22 protein-coding genes are annotated in these 22,806 nt (G+C 63.3%); 13 read left to right on the top strand and 9 right to left on the bottom strand.

From position 1 onward, the window contains the following. Nucleotides 1-22: 22 nt before the first annotated feature. A complete protein-coding gene (locus RCO31_RS16615) occupies nucleotides 23-940 on the bottom strand; it encodes a tripartite tricarboxylate transporter substrate binding protein (RefSeq protein ID WP_308969535.1) in 918 nt (305 codons plus the stop codon). Between RCO31_RS16615 and RCO31_RS16610 the strand changes: the two genes are divergently transcribed. Then, entirely contained in the window at nucleotides 939-2,279 is a 1,341-nt protein-coding gene (locus tag RCO31_RS16610; RefSeq protein ID WP_308969534.1) for a tripartite tricarboxylate transporter substrate binding protein, read from the top strand. The genes RCO31_RS16615 and RCO31_RS16610 overlap by 2 nt on opposite strands. A 14-nt stretch (nucleotides 2,280-2,293) precedes the next feature. Further along, on the top strand, nucleotides 2,294-3,376 hold the full coding sequence (locus tag RCO31_RS16605) for an amidohydrolase family protein (RefSeq protein ID WP_308969533.1): 1,083 nt from the start codon (nucleotides 2,294-2,296) through the stop codon (nucleotides 3,374-3,376). Between the two features lie 46 nt (nucleotides 3,377-3,422). On the opposite strand, the gene RCO31_RS16600 is transcribed toward RCO31_RS16605, so the two are convergent. Then, nucleotides 3,423-4,040 (bottom strand): TetR family transcriptional regulator, encoded by a 618-nt coding sequence (locus RCO31_RS16600; RefSeq protein WP_308969705.1) that lies wholly within the window; start codon nucleotides 4,038-4,040, stop codon nucleotides 3,423-3,425. 178 nt (nucleotides 4,041-4,218) lie between these two features. Between RCO31_RS16600 and RCO31_RS16595 the strand changes: the two genes are divergently transcribed. Then, the gene (locus tag RCO31_RS16595) at nucleotides 4,219-5,037 is read left to right on the top strand and encodes an IclR family transcriptional regulator C-terminal domain-containing protein (protein WP_308969532.1); all 819 of its coding nucleotides are present in this window, start codon (nucleotides 4,219-4,221) and stop codon (nucleotides 5,035-5,037) included. Between the two features lie 95 nt (nucleotides 5,038-5,132). Here RCO31_RS16595 and RCO31_RS16590 read toward each other — a convergent pair whose 3' ends face one another. The 4 genes from RCO31_RS16590 to RCO31_RS16575 form a co-directional block, all read right to left on the bottom strand. Beyond that, complete coding sequence (locus tag RCO31_RS16590; RefSeq protein WP_308969531.1) at nucleotides 5,133-6,311, bottom strand: cobalamin-independent methionine synthase II family protein; 1,179 nt, start codon at nucleotides 6,309-6,311, stop codon at nucleotides 5,133-5,135. A 122-nt stretch (nucleotides 6,312-6,433) separates the two neighbouring features. Continuing rightward, nucleotides 6,434-7,483 (bottom strand): extracellular solute-binding protein, encoded by a 1,050-nt coding sequence (locus RCO31_RS16585; protein WP_308969530.1) that lies wholly within the window; start codon nucleotides 7,481-7,483, stop codon nucleotides 6,434-6,436. Between the two features lie 269 nt (nucleotides 7,484-7,752). Further along, nucleotides 7,753-8,973: an LLM class flavin-dependent oxidoreductase gene (locus tag RCO31_RS16580; protein ID WP_308969529.1), complete on the bottom strand. Its 1,221-nt coding sequence runs from the start codon at nucleotides 8,971-8,973 to the stop codon at nucleotides 7,753-7,755. 25 nt (nucleotides 8,974-8,998) lie between these two features. After that, entirely contained in the window at nucleotides 8,999-9,802 is an 804-nt protein-coding gene (locus RCO31_RS16575; RefSeq protein WP_308969528.1) for an alpha/beta hydrolase, read from the bottom strand. A gap of 219 nt (nucleotides 9,803-10,021) precedes the next feature. Between RCO31_RS16575 and RCO31_RS16570 the strand changes: the two genes are divergently transcribed. The 5 genes from RCO31_RS16570 to RCO31_RS16550 all read left to right on the top strand — a co-directional run bounded on the left by RCO31_RS16570 (nucleotide 10,022) and on the right by RCO31_RS16550 (nucleotide 14,984). Next, complete coding sequence (locus RCO31_RS16570; protein ID WP_308969527.1) at nucleotides 10,022-11,002, top strand: tripartite tricarboxylate transporter substrate binding protein; 981 nt, start codon at nucleotides 10,022-10,024, stop codon at nucleotides 11,000-11,002. 40 nt (nucleotides 11,003-11,042) lie between these two features. Then, nucleotides 11,043-12,101: a tripartite tricarboxylate transporter substrate binding protein gene (locus tag RCO31_RS16565; protein WP_308969526.1), complete on the top strand. Its 1,059-nt coding sequence runs from the start codon at nucleotides 11,043-11,045 to the stop codon at nucleotides 12,099-12,101. A gap of 70 nt (nucleotides 12,102-12,171) precedes the next feature. Beyond that, the gene (locus RCO31_RS16560) at nucleotides 12,172-13,152 is read left to right on the top strand and encodes a tripartite tricarboxylate transporter substrate binding protein (RefSeq protein WP_308969525.1); all 981 of its coding nucleotides are present in this window, start codon (nucleotides 12,172-12,174) and stop codon (nucleotides 13,150-13,152) included. Nucleotides 13,153-13,422: 270 nt separating this feature from the next. Beyond that, nucleotides 13,423-13,797, top strand: a complete 375-nt coding sequence (locus RCO31_RS16555) for a response regulator (RefSeq protein WP_308969524.1) — start codon at nucleotides 13,423-13,425, stop codon at nucleotides 13,795-13,797. Between the two features lie 194 nt (nucleotides 13,798-13,991). Next, nucleotides 13,992-14,984 carry a tripartite tricarboxylate transporter substrate binding protein gene (locus tag RCO31_RS16550; RefSeq protein WP_308969523.1) on the top strand — a complete coding sequence of 331 codons (993 nt, stop codon included), beginning with the start codon at nucleotides 13,992-13,994 and terminating at the stop codon, nucleotides 14,982-14,984. Between the two features lie 81 nt (nucleotides 14,985-15,065). Here the strand turns inward: RCO31_RS16550 and RCO31_RS16545 are convergent, their stop codons facing one another. Next, nucleotides 15,066-15,893, bottom strand: a complete 828-nt coding sequence (locus RCO31_RS16545; RefSeq protein ID WP_308969522.1) for an enoyl-CoA hydratase-related protein — start codon at nucleotides 15,891-15,893, stop codon at nucleotides 15,066-15,068. Nucleotides 15,894-15,937: 44 nt separating this feature from the next. Then, complete coding sequence (locus RCO31_RS16540) at nucleotides 15,938-17,092, bottom strand: acyl-CoA dehydrogenase family protein (RefSeq protein WP_308969521.1); 1,155 nt, start codon at nucleotides 17,090-17,092, stop codon at nucleotides 15,938-15,940. A gap of 259 nt (nucleotides 17,093-17,351) precedes the next feature. Between RCO31_RS16540 and RCO31_RS16535 the strand changes: the two genes are divergently transcribed. Further along, a complete protein-coding gene (locus RCO31_RS16535; RefSeq protein WP_308969520.1) occupies nucleotides 17,352-18,593 on the top strand; it encodes an acyl-CoA dehydrogenase in 1,242 nt (413 codons plus the stop codon). A gap of 140 nt (nucleotides 18,594-18,733) precedes the next feature. Beyond that, on the top strand, nucleotides 18,734-19,318 hold the full coding sequence (locus RCO31_RS16530; RefSeq protein ID WP_308969519.1) for a hypothetical protein: 585 nt from the start codon (nucleotides 18,734-18,736) through the stop codon (nucleotides 19,316-19,318). Here the strand turns inward: RCO31_RS16530 and RCO31_RS16525 are convergent. Further along, nucleotides 19,296-19,937, bottom strand: coding sequence for a hypothetical protein (locus RCO31_RS16525; protein WP_308969518.1), 642 nt, complete (start codon nucleotides 19,935-19,937; stop codon nucleotides 19,296-19,298). The genes RCO31_RS16530 and RCO31_RS16525 overlap by 23 nt on opposite strands. A 134-nt stretch (nucleotides 19,938-20,071) precedes the next feature. On the opposite strand from RCO31_RS16525, the gene RCO31_RS16520 reads away from it, so the two are divergent. The 3 genes from RCO31_RS16520 (at nucleotide 20,072) to RCO31_RS16510 (ending at nucleotide 22,770) form a co-directional block, all read left to right on the top strand. After that, a complete protein-coding gene (locus RCO31_RS16520) occupies nucleotides 20,072-21,331 on the top strand; it encodes a PLP-dependent aminotransferase family protein (protein WP_308969517.1) in 1,260 nt (419 codons plus the stop codon). A gap of 67 nt (nucleotides 21,332-21,398) precedes the next feature. Beyond that, the gene (locus tag RCO31_RS16515; RefSeq protein WP_308969516.1) at nucleotides 21,399-21,785 is read left to right on the top strand and encodes a DUF2721 domain-containing protein; all 387 of its coding nucleotides are present in this window, start codon (nucleotides 21,399-21,401) and stop codon (nucleotides 21,783-21,785) included. 58 nt (nucleotides 21,786-21,843) lie between these two features. Beyond that, nucleotides 21,844-22,770 carry a sugar kinase gene (locus RCO31_RS16510; RefSeq protein ID WP_308969515.1) on the top strand — a complete coding sequence of 309 codons (927 nt, stop codon included), beginning with the start codon at nucleotides 21,844-21,846 and terminating at the stop codon, nucleotides 22,768-22,770. Nucleotides 22,771-22,806 lie beyond the last annotated feature (36 nt).

Here is a 22,806-nt window from a genome sequence, read left to right as displayed (position 1 = left end):
GATGCTGGCCGCGGCAAGCGGCCTACTGGAGCTTCAGCTTGAGCTCCTTGATGTCGCGATCCCAGGCCCTGGTGTCTTCATCGATATAGGCTTGCAGGTTCTCGAGCGGCATCGGCCAGGGATCCATGCCGCCTGCTCGCAACGCCTCGCGATACGCAGGATCCTTGATCACTTCGGCGACAGCGCTCTTGATCTTCGACACGATCTCAGGCGGCGTCTCCGCCCTGACATACAGGGCCAGCCAGCCCGAGCCGGTCACCGTCGGAAATCCCTTCTCCTTGAACGTCGGCAGATCTGGCAGAAGGCTCGAACGATCGTCCGTACCGACCGCGACAGCCTTGATCTTGCCGCTCTCCAGGAACGGCCTCGCCGAATTGTAGGCGGAAAACATCATCTGGATGTCGCCCGTCACCATCGCTGCGGCCATGTCCGTGGATCCCCGATAGCGAATTTCCGTCAGTTCGACGCCGGCAACGGCGGCAAACCGCCTGGCGAGGAGCTGCACGGTCCCGCCCGCAGCCAGAACACCCATATTGATCTTGCCGGCATTCGCCTTCATGTACGAAATGAGCGAGGGAATATCGCCTGCGGGAACGTTGCCACCGACGAACAGCATGTACGACGCCATGCCCAGCGGCGCGACCGCCACGAAATCTGTCGTCGCATAGCCCGGCTTGTCCATCAGCAACGGGATGGACGTGAACGCCGAGGAGCCCAGCAAAAGGGTGTGTCCGTCCGCCTTGGCTTGAAGCGCGCTTTGCGTCGCAACGATCCCGTTCCCTCCTGGACGATTCTCGACGATGACCGGTGCGCCCAGTTTCGGACGTATGCGCTCGGCAAGTGCGCGCGCCAAGAGGTCAAACGGCACACCCGCCGGATACGGCACGACGATCGTGACCTGCCTGGACGGATATTGATCGGCCCACGCGGCGGAAGCCATGGAGACCACGGCCAAACCAAGCACCAAGAAGCCAAGCACCAAGACATGGGTCAGCTGGCGCCAACTCAGCATGCTCCACCTCGCGTCCGCGATCCCCGACCTACCGGAACCGGTCGGCCAACTTTCTATATTTTGGTTCTTGATTTCATTTAATCAAACACGCGAGCGCGTTGTCAATGCGGGCCATCGGCAAGCATTTCGGGATGTGCGCGCATCCAAACCGATCGCCATGGCGCCTGCCCCATCGTCGTCGCCGGGTTCGCACTTCCGACGCGAGCAACGCTTGATCGACCGTGACAAGTCAGGTAGGAGAATTAAAACAACTGTTTTAATCATACGTTTTAGGCGACAGAGTATGGCACCGTACGTTTCCATGATCGTTCTTTGCCTGAGCCTTCTGTGCCTTCCGGCTCACGCTCAGCCCGCCTCCTGGCCTTCGAGACCGATCAAGCTGGTTCTTTCGGGTGCTCCGGGGACACCGCCCGATCTGATCGGGCGCATGTTTGCATCGGCGCTCAGCACTTCGCTTTCCGTTCCGGTCGTCGTGGAAAACAAGACTGGCGTCGGTTCGATCATCGCCATGACTGCGGTCGTTCAGGCACCTGCGGATGGTTACACGCTCTTCTACGCCGTGAACAACGTGTTCACGGTCAATCCCCTGATCTACGGCAAGGAGGAAGCAAGCCCGTCTTTTGTGAGAAAGCCCCTCGACGCGTTCGAGCCGGTCGGCACCACCATTGAACAGGGACTCGTGGTCGTCGCCAACAACGCATTTCCCGCGACCAACATGAGTGAGCTCATTGCACAAGTGCGGTCGCGCCCGGGAGCGATAAGCTATGGATCCTATGGCGCCGGCAGCCTGCCGCATCTTGCCATTGAGCAGATCGCTCAGGGTCATGGCCTGGACCTGATCCACGTCCCATACAGGACCGGCGTGCTGCAGGACCTGATCGGAGGCCAGATCGCGATGCTCGCCGAGCCTGTCGGCACTGCGCTCCCTCTCATCCAGTCAAAGCATATCAAAGCAATCGCCTATACGGGATCGAAGCGCCACCGGTCGCTGCCGGACGTCCCTACATTGCCGGAGATCACAGGTGGCACTGCGATCTTTGGGTGGCATAGCATCTGGGCGCGCGCGGGCACGCCCGCGCCGGTGCTCAGGAGACTGCAGGCGGAGATGCAGAAGGCAGCCGAGCGACCGGAGGTGCGGGAAAAACTCCAGGATATGGGATACGATCCGCTAATCATCGCCCCCGATGCCATCATCAAGCGACTGAAAGATGAGGCCGAGATGTGGGCGACGTTGGTAAGGGTCAAGAATCTCAATCTTGGTAACTGAACGAAGGTCCGGCCATGCCGCTCATCGATTTCTGCAGTTGCGGTTGCGGGTCCAAACGCTCGTCTGCGCCGCCGACCGCAGCGCACGTCAAGACGTTCACCGTCGATCTTCACGCACACGTCCTAGACCTGACCGTCGAGCAACTGCTCGCAGACCATCCGGGCCGGGCCCGGGAAAGGAATGAAGCCGCCCAGACGCTCGGTGCAGAATCCGCTGCATATAACGCAAAAGTCCTGGCGCCTCGCGTTGCCGAACCGCTCACGCGCGTGGAGCGACGACTGGCCGATATGGATGAGATGGGCGTAGCCATGCAGGTCCTCAGTCCCGCCCCGACCCAATACTATTATTGGGCAGAACCTCCGCTTGCAGAAGACATCGTCGAGCGCCAGAACTGCAATCTTGGTCAGCTATGTCGGCAGCATCCGGGACGCTTTCTGGCTCTCGGAAACGTCGCACTGCAACACCCAAAACTGGCCGTGGCGCAGCTCCGGCGAGCCGTACGGGATCATGGCCTGCTGGGTGTCGAGGTCTCATCGGCGGTGCAGGGCCTGGAGCTCGCCGATCCCGCTTTTGAGGAATTCTGGGCCGCGGCGAGCGAGCTCGAATGCGTCGTGTTCATCCACCCTCTGGGAAGCTCTGTGTGGCCACGACTTGATTCACAATACCTCACCAACGTCGTTGGTCAGCCGCTGGAAACGACCATCGCGCTCTCAAGGCTTATCTTCGCCGGCGTGCTGGACCGTCACCAAGGCCTGCGAATACTGGCTGCTCATGGTGGCGGCTACCTGCCGAGCTATGTTGGTCGCTCTCAGCATGCGTGGTGCGTACGGCCGGACGCTCGAACGACGAGCGAACGACCCCTCGCCTATCTGAAGCGCATGTGGTTCGATTCTATCGTCTACGAGCCGCTCGGGTTACGTCATCTCATCGACGTCGTCGGCTTGAGCCAGATCGTTGTTGGATCGGACTATCCGTATGACATGGGCATGTACGACATCCACGGATTTCTCGCCGAGGTCCCGGGCTTGACGACTGCGGAGGTCCAACAGATCTGCCACAGCAACGCGGAGCGATTGACCGGGCGCCGTTTGGCTTAGGGTCAGGTTCCGGACGGGGCAGTCCGAACGCAGCGCTTCAATCAGCTTAAGCCTTCGGCGCGCTGAGCGCGCCCAGCAGAAATCGCGTCAGCGCTCCTTCCAGAGCGGTTGTGTCGGAGGGATCTGCTTTTCCGTCAGAAAGGCGAACCAGCCGATTTATTCTCGTCGTGTCGCTGACGGTCAGGACGACAGTGCTGACCATGAACGTATAGCGCCAGTAGAATTCCGTGCGCGGAACAGCTGGGCAAGCTTGGGCCATGGCGTCGATGAACGCGCGGGCCAACGGATCAAAATACTTCCCGATGAGGCGCGCCGTCATCGCGCTGGGTCGAAGGCGATGCTGCAGGATGAACTGCGCCAGGAGCGCGCCCTCCGTTCGCATCGACAGGTCGACATACGGCCTGATGAATGCCCGCACGATACTTTCCAGTTCGGGGCGGGATGCTCGCGCCTTGGCAGCGGCCAGCACACGCTCCAACTCGTCTGCCCGGCTCTTGCTGATGCGCGCCGTCAGTTGCTCGAACACGAGCTCTGCAAGCTGCTCCTTGCTGCCGAAGTGGTAGTTGATCGCCGCGACGTTCACTTGAGCGTGGCTTGTCAATTCCCGCACCGATACGTTGTCCACGCCTTTGTCCGAGAACAAGGCAACCGCCGAATCGATCATTCTCTGACGGACCGCAATCTCGGCGTCGTCGGTGGGCTTTGCCTTGGCTTGGACAACCCTCTGCTTCCGCGCCGCGCTCACGTGTTCACCGTTGCTATAATGACGATACGCAATATACCAGTGTTAGCGGCTATGGCGTCACCAGCTCAACATGCTCCACAGCCCGGGCGTTATCAAGATGGCTGCAGCAACCCGTAACGAGTCGTCACACTGGATCTTCGACATTCTCGAGCTCGTGGCGACGGCGCCCGAGCCGCCGAGCGCGATCGAGATCGCCAACCGGCTGAAACTGCCGATCACGACGACGCACCGCGGCATCCACACGCTCGAGCAAAGCGGATACATCGCGCAGCATCCGATGTGGTCACGCTATGTGCTTGCGAGCGCAACCAAGCAGCTGACCAAGGCGCTGCTGGCGCGGTTCGCGGTCCGTGGCGTATCGCTGCACTATCTGCGCTATGTCGCCGGGGCCAGTCAGGAAACGACCACCCTGTGCGTCCCGCTCGGCTGGTACGCGCTGACGGTCGCGACGGTGCTCGGCCTCAATGAGGTCGCCGATCGCGCACCCGTCGGCAGCAGCGTCGAGCTTCACAACAGCGCTTCGGGCCTGGCCCTGCTCGCGTTCCTGCCCAAGGCTAGGCTCGAGCGTTACCTCGCCTGGGTCCAGAAGCACAAGCTTGGCAAGCCGGCGGCGATCCGCAGGAGGCTCGCCGAAATCCGTGCCCAGGGTTACGCCCTGTCGCTGTCCGATGCCGAAGCGGGCGGCCAGCTTGCCGTGCCGATCCGCAGTATCGAAGGCGAGGCGCTGGCGTCGATCGCCGTCCAGGGCGGATCGCTCGCCGTGAAGTCGAACCGGCCGAAAGTCCTCGCCACCGTCGTCGCGGCGGCCAGGCGAATCGAGGGCGTCATCCAGCTTGAGCCGGAGCGCTTCCGCAATCCCTACGACCACCTGCCGCCGGACGAGATCCGGCTTCCCCGCGGGCCGGCGCGCAACTGATCGCAGCGAAGCGACACCCGGCGTCGACAGCGCTGCCTGCAGTAGCAATCGTCGAACACGTCAGTGGCAATATCCTCGTGCACCAACTGCGGACTTCACTGCGCGAGCTCCCGGCCCGCGAACCACAGCTTCGGGTCGGCGGCGCGCACATGCGCTTGCGGCAAGCCGAGCTCCCGGCGAACGATGTTCGTGCCCTCAACCAGCGCGACGCATTTGTAGAATGCGATCCGCCGCGACAGGCCCTCGCGGCCAAAGCCGCAATCGGTGCTGATGACGAGCTGTTCCTTGGGGATGTATTCGAGCGCCTTGCGGATCAGCGCCGCGACGTGCTCGGCCGGTTCGACCACCGTGTCGCAATGGTTGACCACACCGATGGCGATCTTCTTGTCGGTCTTGATGTGCTTGAAGAGATGCAGGTCCTGCCCGTCTGAACTCGCGCATTCGATCGTCAGCACATCGCAGTTGAGCTGCAACAGATGCGGCAGGGCGCGCTCGTAGCTCGGCACCTTCCAATGGACGCGCTGCTGGTTCGGATTGCCCCAGCAGGTATGCACCCAGATTTCGGCATTGACGCCGACGAGCTGGCGATTGAATGCCTCGGTGAGGAACTCCAGATCGGCGTCCGTGCACTCCGCTTGTTGAGCGCGCATATGATGCGGCGGTTCTTCCACCTGAATCAATGGACAGCCGGCGGCGGCCACATCGCGGAGCTCAGCGTTCATGATATCGCAGAGGTCGAGGATCATCGCCTTGTCGTCAGCATAGAACTCGTTCCACAGCATCCCGGCGATGGCGGGAGCGCAGATGGTGCCGAACTTCACCGGCCGGTCAGTCATGCGTTGCGCGACTTGCCAAAGCGCGGCGTATTCGAGCGGACCACGCGTGAGCTTTTCACACACGACACCGGGCTGGTAGGCCTCCTGCACCTCCCACAAAATTTTGCCTGGGCGCAGCCCGTGTCTCGACATCCACCCCCGCGAGGTGTCGCGGTGACCGCAGACGCCGCCGAGACGTTCGATTGGATAGAAAAACCAGGACTTGCCGCCCACGGTGAGATCAAAACGGCTGTCGCCGTCTGTTACGATATCGAGCCCTGCTGCTGTCTGCTCGGCGATGATGCTGGCGACCGCATCAAGGTACTGTTCGCGAAAGAGGGAATCGCCGAGCGCAGACTTGAACGCTCGGCCCTCCAGGCTGCGGTCGAACCAAAGCGGCCGCGGGTAGGATCCGGTGATGGTGGTGGGCAGAACCATATCGCGTGTGACGGTGAGCATGGGCGCCTCCTCGGTTGCGGGCAAATGATAGAGCAGCCGTCTTCCCGTTGATGCCGGCGATCGCGCACGGCAGCATTGCGACGGAGTCGATGAGGAGAGTCAGAGGCGCTACGACGCCGGCGTTATTGGCGGTAGTTGTAGGCCTTGTTCCAGTCGTCGGTCCAGGACTTGAATATCTTCTCGATCTCGGCGTCGTCGGGATACCAGGGCTTGATGGCCCTGGCGTCGACGCCGGGTGGCATCGGCGCATGCGCCATGGAGGAGAACGAGCCGAGTTCGACCATCAGTGCCTGACCTTCGCGCGACAGCGCCCAGTCGAGGAACAGCCTGGCGGCATTCGGATGGCTCGCGCCCTTGGCAATGCCGGCGCTGAACACCGTGACGGGAACGCCCTCAGGAGCAAAGAACCATTTGAGCGGCGCGCCTTGAGCGGCCAGTGGAATGGCAAGGTTGGTCACCAGCGGCGCAATCGCGATCTCGCCGCGGATCATGGCATCGACCATCGGGGCCTGGCTCGGAAACAGCAGCGGCTTGAGCGCCGCCTGCTTTGTCCAGTAGTCTTCGCCCAACATTTTGCGTTCGAACATCGCGCGGTTGAAAGGTGCGCCACCGGACGCGATCACGGTCTGCCCCAGGCGCAGCTTGCCGAATTCCGGCTTCACCAGGTCGGCCCACGACTTCGGCGGGTCTTTCACGAGTTCGGAGTTGTACGTGATCGTCCAGGCGTTGCCGGACCGTGGCCAGAGGCGGTCGGCCGTGCGCGCCACCTCGGGATAGTCGGCTGCGTTCGGCGGCGCATAAGGCGCGAACAACTCGATCATGGCCCGCGCCTGTACACGGTCGGAGATGTCGATGACGTCGGCAATCATGCGGTTGGCCGCCGCCTCGGTCTTGATGCGTGTGATCAACTGGCCGGTCGGCGCGCGCACGATCTCGATCGCGATGCCGGGAAAGCGCTCGGAAAAGCGCTTGGCGACGGCCTGCTCAGTGTCGAGAAAGTTGGCCGCGTAAAGGACGATCTTGCCTTCCTTCTTCGCCGCGGCCAGCAGATCGGCCGGCGCCTCGTAGACGGGCTCGGCCGCATGGGCGGCACATGCGAACACGGCTACGAACAAGATTGCGGCAGGGACGATGATCCGTCTCCTGCACCATTGCGGGACGAAAGTTCGCACGATTGCGGTCCTCCCGTGGGCGTCGGCCTGCCGATGCTTATGGCGCCGTTGATATTCTTGTCACGTCCTCGACCACTTCGCCGCGTTGCAACGCGCTATTGGTGGCCGCGCCCGGCTCGCCGGATCAGCATCTCCCATATTTGATCGGGTGCAAAGCCGCTTTTCGGGTACGGGACCGCACGTGCATGCGAGATCCATGCCGTTACCCGAACGCGCCATCAAGACCGTCGACGCAGCATCTTCGGCATCCCCGAAGGGGATCAGTGTTATCAGCTCGCGGCGCGCTCGCGGACACGTTCGTGCGCCTCGGATGCCGCGTCTTCCGGCTCCTTGAGGTCCTGCAGCGCTGGCGTCACTTCGCGCGCGAACAGGCCGAGATTGTCGAGCGTCTCCTTGTGGGTGAGGTCGCCGCCCTGCCCCATCATGATGAAGTTGCCGATGCCGCCGATATCGTTGTGGAAACGCTTGATCTGCTTGATCACCTGATCCGGCGTGCCGGCGAACGCCGCGCCCGCGTCGATCAGGGCCTCGTGCGGCGCCGTGCGCAGGTTCACCGGCTTGGAATCGCGATCGATGATGCCTAGCTCGCCCTTTTGCGGATTGGCGAGCAGATCCGCGTTGATGCCAGCCGCCGCATAGCCCGGCGGATTGGCGAGACCCTTGCCGACGATTGTCGTCGTCCGCAGATAGCCGCGGATCTTGTCGAGGCGCTTGAATGCTTCCGCCTGTGTGTCGGCGACGGAGACAAGGCTCATGTAAGCGAATTTGTCGAGGCCCGGCCGCGGACGGCCGAATTCGGCCAGGCGCTGACGGTACCGCGCGAACAGTCCCTTCGCGCGCAAGCCGCTGTTCATCGCGGTCACGGTGGCATTCTTCTCGGCGATCTTGTCGACGCTCGAAAGACTGCCCGTGCTCGACCACACCGGCGGGTGCGGCTGCTGAATGGGCCGCGGCCAGATGTTGACCTGACGGTGGTGATAATGCTCCCCCTCCCAGTTGAACGGGCCGTCATGGGTCGTCATCGCCTTGATGATCAGGTCATGCGCCTCCCACAGGCGTTCGCTCATGTTGACCGGGTTCGAGTTGACGGCGGAGATTTCGTACTGGATTCCGCGCACGAACCCCATTTCGAGCCGGCCACCGGAGATGCAGTCGATATAGGCGAGTTCCTCCGCGACCCGCACCGGATCAGTCCGGTTCGCGAGCGGCACGCCGAGACACAGGAGCCGCACCTTCTTGGTTTCGCGGGCAAGGATCGCAAGCTGCAGCGTGCATGACGAGCTCAGGCACGTCGCCGTGCTGTGGTGCTCGTTGACCATGATGTTGGTGCCGATCTCGTCGCAATACGCCCACTCGTCCAGATAGCGGTTCAGGAGCTTGCCGCCTTCGACGGGATCGAAATGCTTGTTCGGCAGCGTCACCCGCAGCGACACCGGATCCTTGGTCCATGCGTCGGGATAGGCCTGTTCGGAAAAATGCCAGATCTTCATCGAATCCTCCGTGACAGCCGAAAGCTCAGGCTGCGGCGCTTTTCTTGTTGCCGACAAAGTCCAGAACGAGATCGCGGAACTTCGCCGGCTGCTCGACATGAGCGAGATGCCCGGCGCCGGTGATGAGCTCGAACCGGCTGCCCGGAATGCGCGCCGCGTAGGCGCGCCCATAGTCCGGACTGACCATCCGATCCTTGTCGCCCCAGACGAACAGCGTCGGCAGCTTGATCCGGTGCAGCCATCGCCCGAGCACCGGATTGTGCATGTAGGGCTGCCAGCCGTAGAGCGTCATGGCCTCGCGGCTGCGCGCAATTCCCATCAACTCGTCCGCCGAACGTTTGGGATAGTCAGGCAGCAGCGATTTGTCGGCCAGGAAATACTCCGGCCATTCGGCGGGTCCGACGAGATAGAGGTCGAAGATGTCGCGCGTCTCGCGCCCGCCCGCCTTGAAGCCGAACGGCGCCGATAGCACGAGCTGCGAGAAACGCGCGGCCGACCGCACCGCCGTTTCCAGTGCAATCCAGCCGCCGAACGACGCCCCCGCAAGCACAGCGTCTTTGAGACCGTAGTGGTCGGCGAGGTCCAGGTAGAAGTAGGCGAGGTCGTCGACCTTCGTGAAGCTCTTCGGCCGCTCCGAATGGCCGAAACCCGGATGCCATGGCGCGATCACACGGAAGTTCTTCGCAAGCTCTTCGAGGTAGACCGACGAGTATGTGTCGGGACCTTCGGCGCCGTGCAGGAAGAGCAGATCCGGCCCCTGCCCGCCTTCCAGAACCTTGATCTTCGCGCCCGCGACAGCGATTTCTGTCGTGTTCAATTTATGCGTCATCCTCGGGTCCATTGTCGTTTTGCCGACGTTCTATATTCTGGTTCTTCCTACCATATCATGAGACGTCAGCCACCTTGCCGTCAAGGCGCCTTGCGGCTTTTTCCGGCTCGAAACAGCGCCTGACCGACCATCGCCTTGACACGCGGAAGACGTTCCATAAGCTGGTTGAAAAATAAATATTATAGAACGTGCGGGCCGCCGAGCCCCTGGGGAGGAGCGATGATCTCACGCCGCCAGATGCTGGCCTCGGGTGCGGCCTTGCTCGCGTCGGGCATCCCGGACCGCGCCACCGCACAATCCAATTATCCTGATCGGCCGATCCGGCTGATCATCGGCTTTGCGGCCGGCGGCCCGACCGACGTGATCGGCCGCATTGTCGCCCAGGACATGTCCGCCACGCTCGGTCAGTCGGTCGTCGTCGAGAACCGCACGGGCGCCAATGCGCAGGTAGCGACCGAAGCCGTGGCTCGCGCGGACGCGGACGGGTACACGCTGCTGTGCACCTCGCTGTCGCACGTCGTGAACTTCCTGATCGTGCCGAACGTGAAGTACCATCCGTTGAACGACTTCGTTCCGATCGGCAACGCTGCGGTGACGCCGCTGGTGATCGTGACCGCCGCCGGTTCGTCGTACAACACGCTGCAGGAGCTGATCGCGGCCGCCAAGCAGAAGCCCGGCGAGTTGCTGTATGGCTCCGCGGGCAACGGCGGCTCGGCGCATCTTGCGGCGGCGATGCTCGCGCGCGCGGCCGACGTGAAGATGGGCCATGTGCCGTTCCGCGGCAACGCGCCGGCGCTGACCGAAGTGCTCGCCGGCCGCATCTCGTTCATGTTCTATCCGATGATCGGCATCGCCGACTACGTCGCCGACAACAAGCTGAAGGTTCTCGCAAGCGGCACAAAGCAGCGGCAGGCGGATTTTCCGAATGTGCCAACGATGGCGGAAGCAGGGCTGAGCGGCTTCGAGGACACCGCGCCGTGGATCGGCATGTTTGCGCCGGCGAAGACGCCTGCGCCCATCGTGCAGAAGCTCACCGGGGCATTGCAGCAGTCGTTGCGGAAACCTGAGACGATGGAGCGCATCAAAAAGCTCGGCGGCAATGTCGTCGGCAGCAGTTCCTCCGAGTTTCGCGCGTTCCTGGAACAGGACATCGAGCGCTGGGACCGGGTGATCAAGGCTTCGGGCATCAAGGCGGAATGAGCGGCACGCGCAGCCGACACCACGAACGCGGGGGACGCTGATGACGGATCGTTCTTTCGATCGCGACCTGCGAAACCGGGACCTCCCTGTCAGGGCCGTGCGCCGCCGCGACGTTCTGCGCGCCGGCGCTGCGTTCGTCGCTGCGAGCACCGTTTCTCTCCCAGCACTGGCGCAGCACGCAACCGCTCCCGGGACGAACTATCCCAACAAGCCGATCAAGGTGCTGATTCCGTTCACTCCGGGCGGCAACACCGACATCATCGTCCGGCTGATCTCGAACATGCTGAGCGAACGCGTCGGACAGCCCGTGCTGGTGGAAAGCAAAACCGGCGGTGGCGGCATGGTGGCGATCCTTGCGACCACCCAGTCACCGGCCGACGGATACGCGCTGATCGCCGGCTCACCCGGCACCCACGTTTACAATCTGGCGCTGCATCAGAACCCGGCCGTCAATCCGATGACGGATCTCGAGCACATCACCATCACCGGTGGTGCGCCTCTCGTGCTCATCGTCAACAAGGATCTGCCTGCCGCCAACTTAAGCGAATTTCAGGCGCTGCTGAAACGGGAGCCGAACCGGCACGACTTCGGCTCGGCGGGCGTCGGCACCAGCGCCCACATCGCCGCACTCTATCTGATGAAGAAGCTCGGCACCTCCGCGCAACACGTGCCGTATCGGGGGTCAGCCAGCGTGGTGAGCGACCTGCTTGCCGGCCGTGTGTCTTTCACCATCGACACGGTTTCCACCTGGGTCGAGCGCGTGAAGGCCGGACAGGGACGCGCGCTGATGGTCTGGCAAGAGAAGCGCGTGCCGGCCATGCCCGACACGCCAAGCGCCACCGACGTCGGCTTTCCCGAACTGGTTGCGACAAGCTGGACGCCGTGGTCGGCGCCGAAGGGTACGCCGAAGCCTATCGTCCAGTTTCTCTATGAGCACATCGACGCGATCATGAAGACCGAGACCGTCTCGAACCGCATCAAGGAACTTGGCTCGGTCGAAACGCCCGGCATGTCGCCGGAACGCACGCACGCCTACATCATGGCCGAAGGCGAACGGTGGCTGCCAATCATCCGGGAATCCGGTGCCAAGCTTGAGTAAGCGGGCGCGGCGATACCATGACGGAAAACACCGCGCATGAAGCGCACAAGGGATAAGGGATATAGAGGGAATGACAATGCGCAGGCGAACGATGCTGATCTGGGCCGCATTCATCATCCCGCTGGCCGTGCTGGCCAGCGGCGACAGCCACGCCCAATCGGCCGCAAGCTACCCCGAACGCCAGATCACCATCATCGTGCCGTTCCCGCCGGGCGGCTCGGTCGACGTGCTCGGGCGGACCATCGCCCAGAAGCTGAACGATGCCTGGGGCAAGCCGGTCGTGGTCGAGAACCGCGCCGGCGCCAGCACCATCATCGGCACCACTGCGCTCGCAAAGGCGCCACCGGACGGCTACACGCTGATCATCGCGGTGAGCAGCCACACCACCAATCCGAGCCTCAGCACCAAGCTGCCGTTCGATACGGAGAAGGACTTCGCGCCGATCGCCCTGCTCGCCAAGGCGCCGGTGGTCCTCTACGCGAACCCGAAATTCCCGCCGAACAACCTCAAGGAGCTGGTCGCTCACGCGAAGACGGAGACGAAACTCAACTTCGCCTCCGCCGGCGTCGGCACGATGACGCATCTCACCGCGGAGCTGTTCAAGACCAACGCCAAAGTGGATATGACCCACATCCTCTATCGCGGCGGCACGCCGGCGATGAACGACCTGATCGCCGGGCATCTGCCGATGAGCTTCGGCACGGTCGCTCAGGCGCTGCCGCAGTACAAGGCGGGTGTGTTGAAGGCGCTCGCCGTCTCCTCCGACCAACGCTATCCGTCGATCCCCGAGGTGCCGACTTTCAAGGAGCAGGGCTTCGACGTGGTGACGACCGAATGGTACGGCCTGTTGGCGCCGGCCGGAACGCCGCAGCCGATCATCGACAAGCTCAACGCCGAGATGGCGCGCATTGTGAAGGCGCCCGATCTCGGCGAGCGATTGACGGCGATCGAGCTCGTTCACTCGACGCCGGCAGAGCTCGGCAGCTTCATCAAGTCAGAAACGGATCGGTGGGCGCCACTGATCAAGAGCCTGAAGCTGTCGATCGAATAGCACTTCGTCATTGCGAGGAGCGCAGCGACGCGGCAATCCAGTCTGAGTCAGACGCACATGCCGCGCTTTCTTTGCACGCTTCGCGCGGCTGGATTGCTTCGCTCCGCTCGCAATGACGAACACTTTGTCTCAAATGCTTTGCATCGGCAATTGTGCCACATACGGGTTTTCCCTGCCTTTGAAAGGGTAGCTTTTCCGATATCGCGAGCGGCCACGCCTCGGTTCTATGCATGCCACGCGCGCATGGTCGCGCCGATGGCAGGGCATCACATGACAATCACAGCGATAAGACCAACTGCGTTGGTGGTCGAAGACGACGACATCCAGCGTTCGATGGTGACGTTCTTGCTCGAAGAATGCGAGATGAAGGTAATCGCCTGCGACAGCGCGGAGGCTGCGACCGCCGTGCTGAAGGAGGCGGGCGGCGATCTGTCGTTGATCTATGCCGACGTCCACCTCGGCGGCGACATGAGCGGCCTCGAACTCGCTCGGCTTGCCCGGCAGCGCTACCCGGACGTGCATGTGGTCGTCGCGTCAGGCGATCTGTCGACTCAGCTTCCGCCCGGCGCCGCCTTCATGCTCAAGCCGTGGCGGCCGCTGGATCTGATGCGCGAGGCCGAACGGTCCCGCCAACCACAGCTCTGAGAGCGCTCTGACCGGCCCGCCGGTCAGATTCGCGATCTGCTTCGGTTGTTTTCTGAATCGCGCGCAACTCGGTCGAGCGGCCCCTCGACATGACAGTCAAGCCATGTCGACGAAGGAGCTCGTCGAAGTGGCTTGCGTTTGCGATTTCGGTTACGCTCATCTCCGCAAGAACAATAAATGTGGAGGTTGCGCAGATGACCGGGCGTTTCACGCGTCGTGATATCCTTGTTTCAGGTGTTGGTGCGGCAAGCGCGTCGCTCCTTGCGGCGCCGGCGATTGCACAAAGCTGGCGTCCATCAAAGCCGATCCGGATGATTATCGGCGATGCGGCAGGAGGCGGCACCGATCAGGTCTCCCGCATCTTCGTCGAGTATCTCTCGAAGAAGCTGGACCAACCCGTCATCGCCGACAACCGGCCCGGAGCCAACGGCGTCGTTGCGGCCACGGAATTGAAAAACGCTCCCGCCGATGGCTACACGCTGCTTTACATGGTGGGCTCTGCGTTGATGACGCAGAAGATTCTTCACAAGAATCTTCCTTACGATCCCGTCAAGGACTTCGAGCCTGTGGCCGCCCAGCCCGTTGCAGGCCTGCCGCTTATCGTCAACGTATCGACCGGCGTTAAAACCATGGACCAGTTCGTCGAATACGCCCGCAAGAATCCAGCCAACATCGGCACCTATGGCGCCGGATCACTGGCGCATGTTGGCGTTGCCGCGTTGGAGAGATTTTACAAGGCGCCGTTCACGGCGGTGCATTACCGCGGCAGCGGACTGATGTGGGCCGATGTCGCCGCTGGCTCGCTGCAAGGTGGCATCGCCAGCGGGGCGGTGGGAATGAATGTCATCCAGCTTGGCAAGGGGACGGCCCTCGCAATCCAGGGCCGCAACAGGCTCTCGAAATATCCTGGCGTTCCGACATTCCTCGAGCTGGGCGCGCCGGATCCGGGGCTTTCGCTGATGAGCGTCACCGGCATCCTGGCGCCGGCCGGCCTTCCGGATTCCATCATCGATACGATTTCAAAACTCGCGGTCGACGCCGGCCGCGACGAGGCGACGTGGGAAAAGTTCATGATCGCCGGCGCCGAGCAGCGGGCGATCGGCCGGGCCGATTTCAAGCGGTGGGTGACCGAGGAAGGACCCGTCTGGTCCGAACTGACCGGCAAGCTCGAACTGTCACCCAATTGACGCATCAATTGAGGGTGGACTTGAACCCGCCGGCGTGAACCGGCGGGCACTCGCAGCAACCGTAGCGGACGATCGGCCGGTCTACCTGCCCTTGAAATTCCCCTTCCGCTTGCCGAGGAAGGCCGCGACCGCTTCCTTGTGATCCTCGGTCATCATCGCGGTGGCCTGGTTCTCGGCCTCGACGTCGAGCGACTCGGCGAAGGTCGCGCCTTCCGCGTGCAGCAGGTTCTGCTTGATCAGCTTGAACGACATGCCGGGTCCTTCGGCATAGCGCGTGGCAATCCGTTTCGCCTCGTCCATCAGCGCGGCATCGTCCACCACGTTGTGAACGAGGCCGATCTGCAGCGCACGGGCCGCATCGATCAGTTCCGCCGAGAGCAGCATCTGCCGCGCCATCGACGGACCGATCGTCCGCGTCAGCAGCCATGAGACGCCCCAGTCGCCGGCGAGGCCGACATTGGCGAATGCTGCGCCGAAGCGCGCGCTGCGCGCCGCGATACGGATGTCGCCGACGGTGGCGATGCCGAGCCCCGCGCCGGTCGCGGGGCCGTTGATCGCGGAGATGAAGACTTTCGAGCTGTTGCGCATCGCCAGCGGCACGCGGTGCGAGCGCTTGAGATGCTCGAGGCGCTCTTCGCGGTTAGGGTTCTTGCGCTCGGCCATGTTCTTGACGTCGCCGCCCGCGCAGAAGCCGCGGCCGGCGCCGGTGACGATGACGACGCCGACATCCGGATCCTTGTCGGTGCGGATGACGGCCTCGTAGAGCATGTCGCTCATCTCCGCCGACAGCGCATTCAGCCGCTCCGGTCGGTTCAGCGTCAGCGTGACGATGCGCCCGTCGCGGCTTTCCAGCAGCGGCGTGGCAGTTGAAGTTGCACTTGAAGCTGCAGTCGCAGTCGAAGCGGTCATGGCGTCCTCCAGATCGCGATGTTGAAATCTTTATTATCTGTCCTTCAGCGTCCGAGCACCCTGCGGGCGATCGTCTGACGATGCACCTCGCTCGGTCCTTCGTACATCCGCATGATGCGCGCCTTCTGCCACAGCGCGTTGAGCGGCAGCTCCACCGTCATGCCGAGCGCGCCGAGCGTCTGCATCGCGTGATCGCACGCGTCATAGGCCATCTCGGTCGCGAACACCTTGATCATCGACGCTTCGTGACGGACGTCTTCGCCGCGGTCGGTCTTTTCCGCCGCGTCGTGCACCATCAGCCGGCAGGCATGGATGCGCGTTGCAGTGTCGGCGATCCACCACTGGATCGCCTGACGGTCCGCAAGGCGGACACCGAATGTCTCGCGCTGCTTGGCGTGCTCGCACATCATCTCGAGCGCGCGCCGGGCGATGCCGATCGATGTCGAGCCCATCTCGAGACGGCGCGTCAAAAGCCGTAGCTGCATCGGCGCGTAGCCCTGCCCGACGACGCCGAGCACTGAATCTTCGGGAATTCGGCAATCGTCGAAAACGATTTCGTAAGTCCGCGCGCCGCCCACCATCGGGATCTCGCGTTCGATGATGAAGCCGGGCGTGCCCTTGTCGACGATGAACGAGGTGATGCCGCCGCGGCGTTCGCCCTCGCCGACCCGCGCCATGACGATGACGAAATCCGCATTCTTCGCGTTGGAGATCCAGATCTTGCGTCCGTTGATGACCCATTGCCCGCCTTGCAGGACGGCGCGGGTCTTCATGCCGGCCGGATCGCCGCCGGCACCCGGCTCGGAGATCGCGATGGCCGAGGTCATCCGCCCCTCGATGTACGGCTTTAGGTAGCGCTGCTTCTGCGGCTCGGTGCCGACTGCAGCCAGCATGCGCAGGTTCGGCGAATCCGGCGGCAGCGTGAAGTTCACGCAGGAACGCCCCATCTCCTCCTTGACCGCCGCGATCGTCACCGCCGGCAGATCCTGGCCCCCGAGCTCGACCGGCGCGTCCAGACCCCACAGACCAAGCTCGCGCGAAACCTTCCGCAAGCGCTCGCTCTGCGTTTCGTTCGGACCAGGCCCCTCGCCGCCATGCGATCTGGCTTTCAGAACATCATTCTCGATCGGGATCAGCTCGCGGTCCACGAACTTCGCGACCGTCTCCTGGATCATCCTGGTGTCGTCGTCCAATTGCACTTGGCTTCCCCTTCGTCTTGGCCGCCGCGAGGTTCTGCGGCGGCATGTCGAGACAACGTTTATGGTCCTGAGATTCCGCGTCAAGCGCCAAGCGGACATGCGTCAATGCACGAGAGGGTTGACGCACCCCTCTGGAATAGCTTCCGGCAAGGTATCTTGGCCGCTATGATCCGGCCACGTTGGTGTGGTGTTTCTGGCCTTTCGATCAATCGGACGGGGCGGAAACAGGGCGCTCACCGCGACAGGAAGGATCAGGTCCATGAATTTCGACGACACCCCGCAGGAAGCCGAATTCCGCGCCACCGTCCGCGCCTGGATCGATCAGAATGCGCCCAAGGAACTTGCCGATCAGCTTTCGCAGTCGGGCGCGCGCAAGGCGGTGAGCGGCGCAGATTTCCTGAAAACGGCGAAGGCCTGGCAGAAGAAGAAGGCCGACGGCGGCTGGGCGTGCATGCAATGGCCGCGCGAGTATGGCGGCCGCGATGCGACGCCGATCCAGCGGGTGATCTGGCAGCAGGAGGAAGGCAACTACATCAAGCTGAGCCAGCCGTTCAACATCGGCCAGGGCATGTGCGGGCCAACGGTCATGGCCTTCGGCAGCGAAAAGGACAAGCGCGAGCGGCTGCCGAAGCTCGCCTCCGGTGAGGAGATCTGGTGCCAGCTCTTCTCCGAGCCCGCCGGCGGCTCCGATCTGGCAGGCCTGCGCACCCGCGCCGAACGCGATGGCGATGACTGGGTCATCAACGGCCAGAAGATCTGGACGTCGGGGGCGCACTACTCTGACTACGGGCTGCTGATCACCCGCACGGATCCCAACGTGCCGAAGCATCAGGGACTCACCATGTTCTTCCTCGACATGAAAAGCCCGGGCGTCGAGGTGAAGCCGATCAAGCAGGCGAGCGGCGAGTCGGAATTCAACGAAGTCTACTTCACCAATGTCCGCATTCCCGACAGCCAGCGGCTCGGCAACGTCAACGAGGGCTGGAGCGTCTCGCTGACGACGCTGATGAACGAACGGATGTCGATCGGCGCGCGCGTGGCGACCGGCTTTCCCGAGGTGTTCGAATTCTGCAACAACCTGATGCTCGAGGACGGACCTGCGATCGACGACCGCGCCGTCCGTTCAAAGCTCGCCACCTGGGCGGTGCGAACCAGCGGCCTGAAGTACACCAGCTACCGGACCATGTCGGCGCTCTCCAAGGGGGAACGGCCGGGACCGGAGAACTCCATCGGCAAGCTGGTCGCCGGCTCGACACTGCAGGAAATTGCCACCTATGCGCTCGAGTTGCAGGGCGCCGCGGGCGTGGTCTCCGATCCTGCCACAGCCGACGCGGCCGGCGAGTTCCAGGCGATGCTGCTGCGGTCGCCATCCGCCAGAATCGCCGGCGGCACCGACGAAATCCTCCGCAACATCATTGCCGAGCGCGTCCTCGGCCTGCCGGGAGACATCCGGGTCGACAAGGACGTCCCGTTCAACAAGATCGCCGTGAAGGGGCGCTGACCGCACGATTTCCGAGTGAACCGGCGCTGTCTTGACGGCGCCGGCCCGCTTCCGCCCCGCCATCATCGCCTTGGCCGTTGGCCTGAGCAGTGCATAATGGCGAAAGGGGTTTTGAGTCGGGAGCTAACGCGGAGCGCCGAGTGACGACGAACAAGAAACCAGCGCCTCATCTGAAGGAAGAGTTCTTCAACGAACATCTTCCCTACGAGATCAGCATGCTGCGTGCGACCTATGATCTCGCGCGTGCGTCCAAGCCTGCCGCCGAACATAATGCGCTGGTCGAAGCCTTCCTCCTGCACGCACGCAACCTGATCGAGTTCTACAAGGACCGGCCGGCATGCGACTTCGATCCGCGCATGTTCACGGTTGCAAGCTACCAGATCAACAAGGACTTCGTCCCGGATTCCCTTGTCGCACGTATTCACCGGCAGACATCGCACCTGACGGCCAAGCGGATTGCGCACGCAGCCGACGAGCTCGGCCCGCGCGACTGGGCACTCATTCTTCGCGCGCTGGAACAGGAGATGAGCCGGTTCGTCAAGGCGCTGACCAGCGACTACGCCGCGAAGTGGCTGGTGCATCAGCAACAGTCCCCCGCGCCCGAGGCGCGGCAGCCGCGTCCCGAGCCGAGCCCGCACACCTTCGTGCTGCGCCGCGCGAACCTCACCGCGACGACAAAGCCTGAGCGGCCGGAGCTCGAACCTAGTCCCGGCGCGTCAGCCTGAACTCGGACTGGGTGAGCCTGCACGCTGACGTGCTGCATTGATCCAGCGGCAGCACTCTTGCCTTGTCCAGTCCCCGCTCCTTCGCGCTTTCCGACAGGTTCGGCACCAGCTTCGCAAGGGCTGCGCGCAGTGCGCGCTCGACGTCGGCTTCACCCTCGGCCGTCGCATTGCCGGACAGGATCACGATGTCGATCAGGTCGTGCCGACGTGCGTCGATGTCGATGAACAGAAGCCCGATCGGTACCGGCCGGAGCGAAACCTGCTCGAAAGTGCAGCTGGTCGCGTTCTGGCATTGTGACAGCAATCGCCGCCCTTGCGGGCGCCAGAGGCATTGCGGCCTGCCCTCGGCCCGCACGAGGCAGATGGCGATGTCCGGCGCAGCGTTGATGTTTGCTCGGCTGGCGCCGAGTCCCGGCACGCCATCCCACGGGCTCTTCGAGGCCTTGGTCGCATCGACCTTGACCGCAATGTCATAGGTCGCGCCCTGCGCAAGCGCTGCCCCTGCCCACAGCAGGGCAATCAATGCAATGGCGATGCTTCGCATGCGGCGGTCCTTTTCTTCCGGGCCGGTGTAATGCCATTGCGCCACGAAGACACGCAAGTCCCGCCTTTCGCCCATTCGGGCTTCGGCGCGGCAAGCCCGTGCGTGCACTTCGTTGCATGCGTCGTTGTGGCCAAGCTGCAGTGCAGCGTTACACGAGGCCCGCTTTGCGTCTATGGTTCGCACCAGGCTGACATCACGAAAGAGAACACATGAGCCCGGCTTCACCACGCGCGGCCGACATCGCCGCTGTTCCGTTCGACTTTGGCCCCTTGTTTTCGCGCACTCTGCCGCCGCCGGCGGCCAAGTGGGGCGGCTTGCAGAAGTATCACTTCATCGGCGGCAACAACGATGCCGACCAGGTCCCGGTCGACCGTTTGCTAGCGGCAGCGACCAGCGTCTTGCAGCGCGAGGGCCGAAACCTCGCCACCTACAATCTCCTGACCGGCCCGCTCGGCTACCTGCCCTTGCGGCAGTTCCTGGTCGGAAAGTTGAAGCGCGATGCGGGCATTACCTGCAGCGCCGATGACATCCTGATCACGTCCGGGTCGTTGCAGGGCCTCGATCTCGTCAACAGCGTGCTCACGGAAGCCGGCGACACGGTGCTGATCGAGCAGGATTGCTACGAGGGTTCGATCAGCCGGCTGATGCGACGTGGCGTCACGCCGATCGGCATCCCGGTGGACCGCGACGGCATGCGCACCGATGCAGTGGCCAACGTGCTCGCCGAGCTGAAGCAGCGCGGCGTACGGCCGAAATACATCTACACGATCCCAACCGTGCAGAACCCCACCGCCACCATCATGAGCGAGACGCGCCGCCGCGAGTTGCTGCGGCTCTCAGAAGACTATGGCGTGCCGATCTTCGAAGACGATTGCTACGCCGACCTCGTCTGGGAGGACAGGCGCCCGCCGGCACTCTACGCGATGAGCCGGAGCGGCGGCGTGATCTATATCGGCTCGTTCTCGAAGTCGATCGCACCGGCCTTGCGCGTCGGCTACATCGTCGCGAACTGGAACGTGATGTCGCGCATCCTGGCGATCAAGACCGACGCGGGCACGGGCTCGCTGGAACAGATGGTGCTGGCCGAATTCTGCCCGGCGCACTTCCACGACCATGTCGGCAGCCTCAAGAAGGGCCTGCGCGTGAAGTGCGAGGCGCTGATGGAGGCGCTGGCGGAGCAATTCGGTACGGCCGCCGAGTTCGACGATCCGAAAGGCGGCATCTTCCTCTGGGTGAAGCTGCCGGACAACGTCGATACGATGAAACTGCGGCAAGCCGCTCTCGCCGACGGCGTCGCCATCAATCCCGGCCCTGAGTGGTCGGTCGATGCCGCGCATGCCAGGAGCCGGCTGCGGCTCTGCTTCGCGAGCCCTTCGCTCGAGGCCATCCGCGACGGCGTCGCCGTGCTTGCGGAAACCTGCCGGCGCGAGTTTGGCGTGCCGGAGCGCAGCGCCAACGTCACCCGCTGACGGCGCGATCGCGGCGATGGATCCTGCAAGCCACGTCATTCAGATCGGTCACGTCATTCAGCTCTCCGTGGCGCCGGTGTTCCTGCTGACCGGCGTCGGCGCCATGCTGAGCGTGCTGAGCGGCCGCCTCGGCCGCGCCGTCGACCGTGCCCGCCTGGTTGAAGGACGCGACGCCGCGACCGATCTGGAGCGGGACCGGCTGAATGCCGAGCTCAAGCTGCAGGAGCGTCGCTGCAAGCTGATCTATGCAGCGATGACGCTCTGCGTGCTGTGCGCGCTTCTGATTTGCAGCGTCATCATCGGGCTGTTCGCCAGCTCGTTTTTCGAGATCCGCCTGGGCGTGCCGATTGGCTTGCTGTTCGTCGCGGCCATGCTGGCCTTCATTGCAGCACTTGTTGTCTTTGTGCGGGAAGTCCATCTCGCGATCAGCAATCTCAAGTTCGGCCCGCGGTGACGGCCGGCCGCGAGAGGACCTGCGCGTTCGAGACAGCATAGCACCGGGAGCCAGACCCATGTCGTTCGACATCGTCGCCATCGGTGAACCGATGATCGAGTTCAATCAGACGGGTCAGGATGACGGGCTGCACTATCTGCAAGGTTTTGGCGGCGACAGCTCCAACTTCATCATTGCGGCTGCCCGCCAGGGCGCGCGCACCGGTTATCTGACAGCGCTCGGCGACGACGCCTATGGCCGGATGTTTCTCGATCTCTGGCGCGCGGAAGGTGTCGATTCCGCCGCCGTCAAGATCGATCCCACGGCGCCGACCGCTGTGTACTTCGTCACCCACGATGCCGGCGGACACGCCTTCCATTTCTACCGGACCGGCTCGGCGGCGAGCCGCCTTGCTCCGTCCGACATCGACCGCAACTACGTGTCCAGTGCGCGGGTCGTTCATTGCTCCGGCATCAGCCTCGCCATCTCCGCGAGCGCATGTGACGCCTGTTACACCGCCGTCGAAGCGGCCAAGGCAGCCGGGCGGATGGTGTCCTTCGATACCAACCTCAGGCTCAAGCTTTGGCCGAAGGATCGCGCGCGGGCGGTCACAACCGACATGATGAGCCTCTGCGATATATGCCTGCCGTCATATGACGACATGCTCGCGCTGACCGGAATTGACGATGCGGAGGCACTGGTGGATTTCGCGCTCGCGCGCGGCGCCAGGATCGTTGCGCTGAAGCTCGGCGACAGGGGCGCGATCGTCGCCAGCGCAACGGAACGGCATCACATTGCGCCCTTCCCCGTCAGAGCGCAGGATGCCACCGGAGCGGGCGATACATTCGGCGGCGCCTTCGTCGCCCGGCTGCTCCTGGGCGACGATCTTGCAACCGCGGGCCGGTATGCAGCCGTCGCCGCGGCGATCTCGACCACCGGCTTCGGCGCCGTCGCGCCGATCCCGCGCGCAGACCAGGTGAAGAAGGCACTGGAGTCAGGCGCATGATTGCGCGACGTTTCATCCGCAGCAGGACTGTCCGAC

It is taken from the genome of Bradyrhizobium sp. LHD-71 (genome assembly GCF_031157255.1).
Classification (GTDB): Bacteria; Pseudomonadota; Alphaproteobacteria; order Rhizobiales; family Xanthobacteraceae; genus P52-10.
This window is presented reverse-complemented; position numbering and strand designations above follow the sequence as displayed.

What these genes read in the sequence shown, in the direction of transcription:
- RCO31_RS16610 (WP_308969534.1), top strand. Translation starts at nt 939, where the DNA reads ATGGAGACCACGGCCAAACCAAGCACCAAGAAGCCAAGCACCAAGACA.
- RCO31_RS16615 (WP_308969535.1), bottom strand. Translation starts at nt 940, where the DNA reads ATGGCTTCCGCCGCGTGGGCCGATCAATATCCGTCCAGGCAGGTCACG.
- RCO31_RS16605 (WP_308969533.1), top strand. Translation starts at nt 2,294, where the DNA reads ATGCCGCTCATCGATTTCTGCAGTTGCGGTTGCGGGTCCAAACGCTCG.
- RCO31_RS16600 (WP_308969705.1), bottom strand. Translation starts at nt 4,040, where the DNA reads ATGATCGATTCGGCGGTTGCCTTGTTCTCGGACAAAGGCGTGGACAAC.
- RCO31_RS16595 (WP_308969532.1), top strand. Translation starts at nt 4,219, where the DNA reads ATGGCTGCAGCAACCCGTAACGAGTCGTCACACTGGATCTTCGACATT.
- RCO31_RS16590 (WP_308969531.1), bottom strand. Translation starts at nt 6,311, where the DNA reads ATGCTCACCGTCACACGCGATATGGTTCTGCCCACCACCATCACCGGA.
- RCO31_RS16580 (WP_308969529.1), bottom strand. Translation starts at nt 8,973, where the DNA reads ATGAAGATCTGGCATTTTTCCGAACAGGCCTATCCCGACGCATGGACC.
- RCO31_RS16575 (WP_308969528.1), bottom strand. Translation starts at nt 9,802, where the DNA reads ATGACGCATAAATTGAACACGACAGAAATCGCTGTCGCGGGCGCGAAG.
- RCO31_RS16570 (WP_308969527.1), top strand. Translation starts at nt 10,022, where the DNA reads ATGATCTCACGCCGCCAGATGCTGGCCTCGGGTGCGGCCTTGCTCGCG.
- RCO31_RS16565 (WP_308969526.1), top strand. Translation starts at nt 11,043, where the DNA reads ATGACGGATCGTTCTTTCGATCGCGACCTGCGAAACCGGGACCTCCCT.
- RCO31_RS16560 (WP_308969525.1), top strand. Translation starts at nt 12,172, where the DNA reads ATGACAATGCGCAGGCGAACGATGCTGATCTGGGCCGCATTCATCATC.
- RCO31_RS16555 (WP_308969524.1), top strand. Translation starts at nt 13,423, where the DNA reads ATGACAATCACAGCGATAAGACCAACTGCGTTGGTGGTCGAAGACGAC.
- RCO31_RS16550 (WP_308969523.1), top strand. Translation starts at nt 13,992, where the DNA reads ATGACCGGGCGTTTCACGCGTCGTGATATCCTTGTTTCAGGTGTTGGT.
- RCO31_RS16545 (WP_308969522.1), bottom strand. Translation starts at nt 15,893, where the DNA reads ATGACCGCTTCGACTGCGACTGCAGCTTCAAGTGCAACTTCAACTGCC.
- RCO31_RS16535 (WP_308969520.1), top strand. Translation starts at nt 17,352, where the DNA reads ATGAATTTCGACGACACCCCGCAGGAAGCCGAATTCCGCGCCACCGTC.
- RCO31_RS16525 (WP_308969518.1), bottom strand. Translation starts at nt 19,937, where the DNA reads ATGGGCGAAAGGCGGGACTTGCGTGTCTTCGTGGCGCAATGGCATTAC.
- RCO31_RS16520 (WP_308969517.1), top strand. Translation starts at nt 20,072, where the DNA reads ATGAGCCCGGCTTCACCACGCGCGGCCGACATCGCCGCTGTTCCGTTC.
- RCO31_RS16510 (WP_308969515.1), top strand. Translation starts at nt 21,844, where the DNA reads ATGTCGTTCGACATCGTCGCCATCGGTGAACCGATGATCGAGTTCAAT.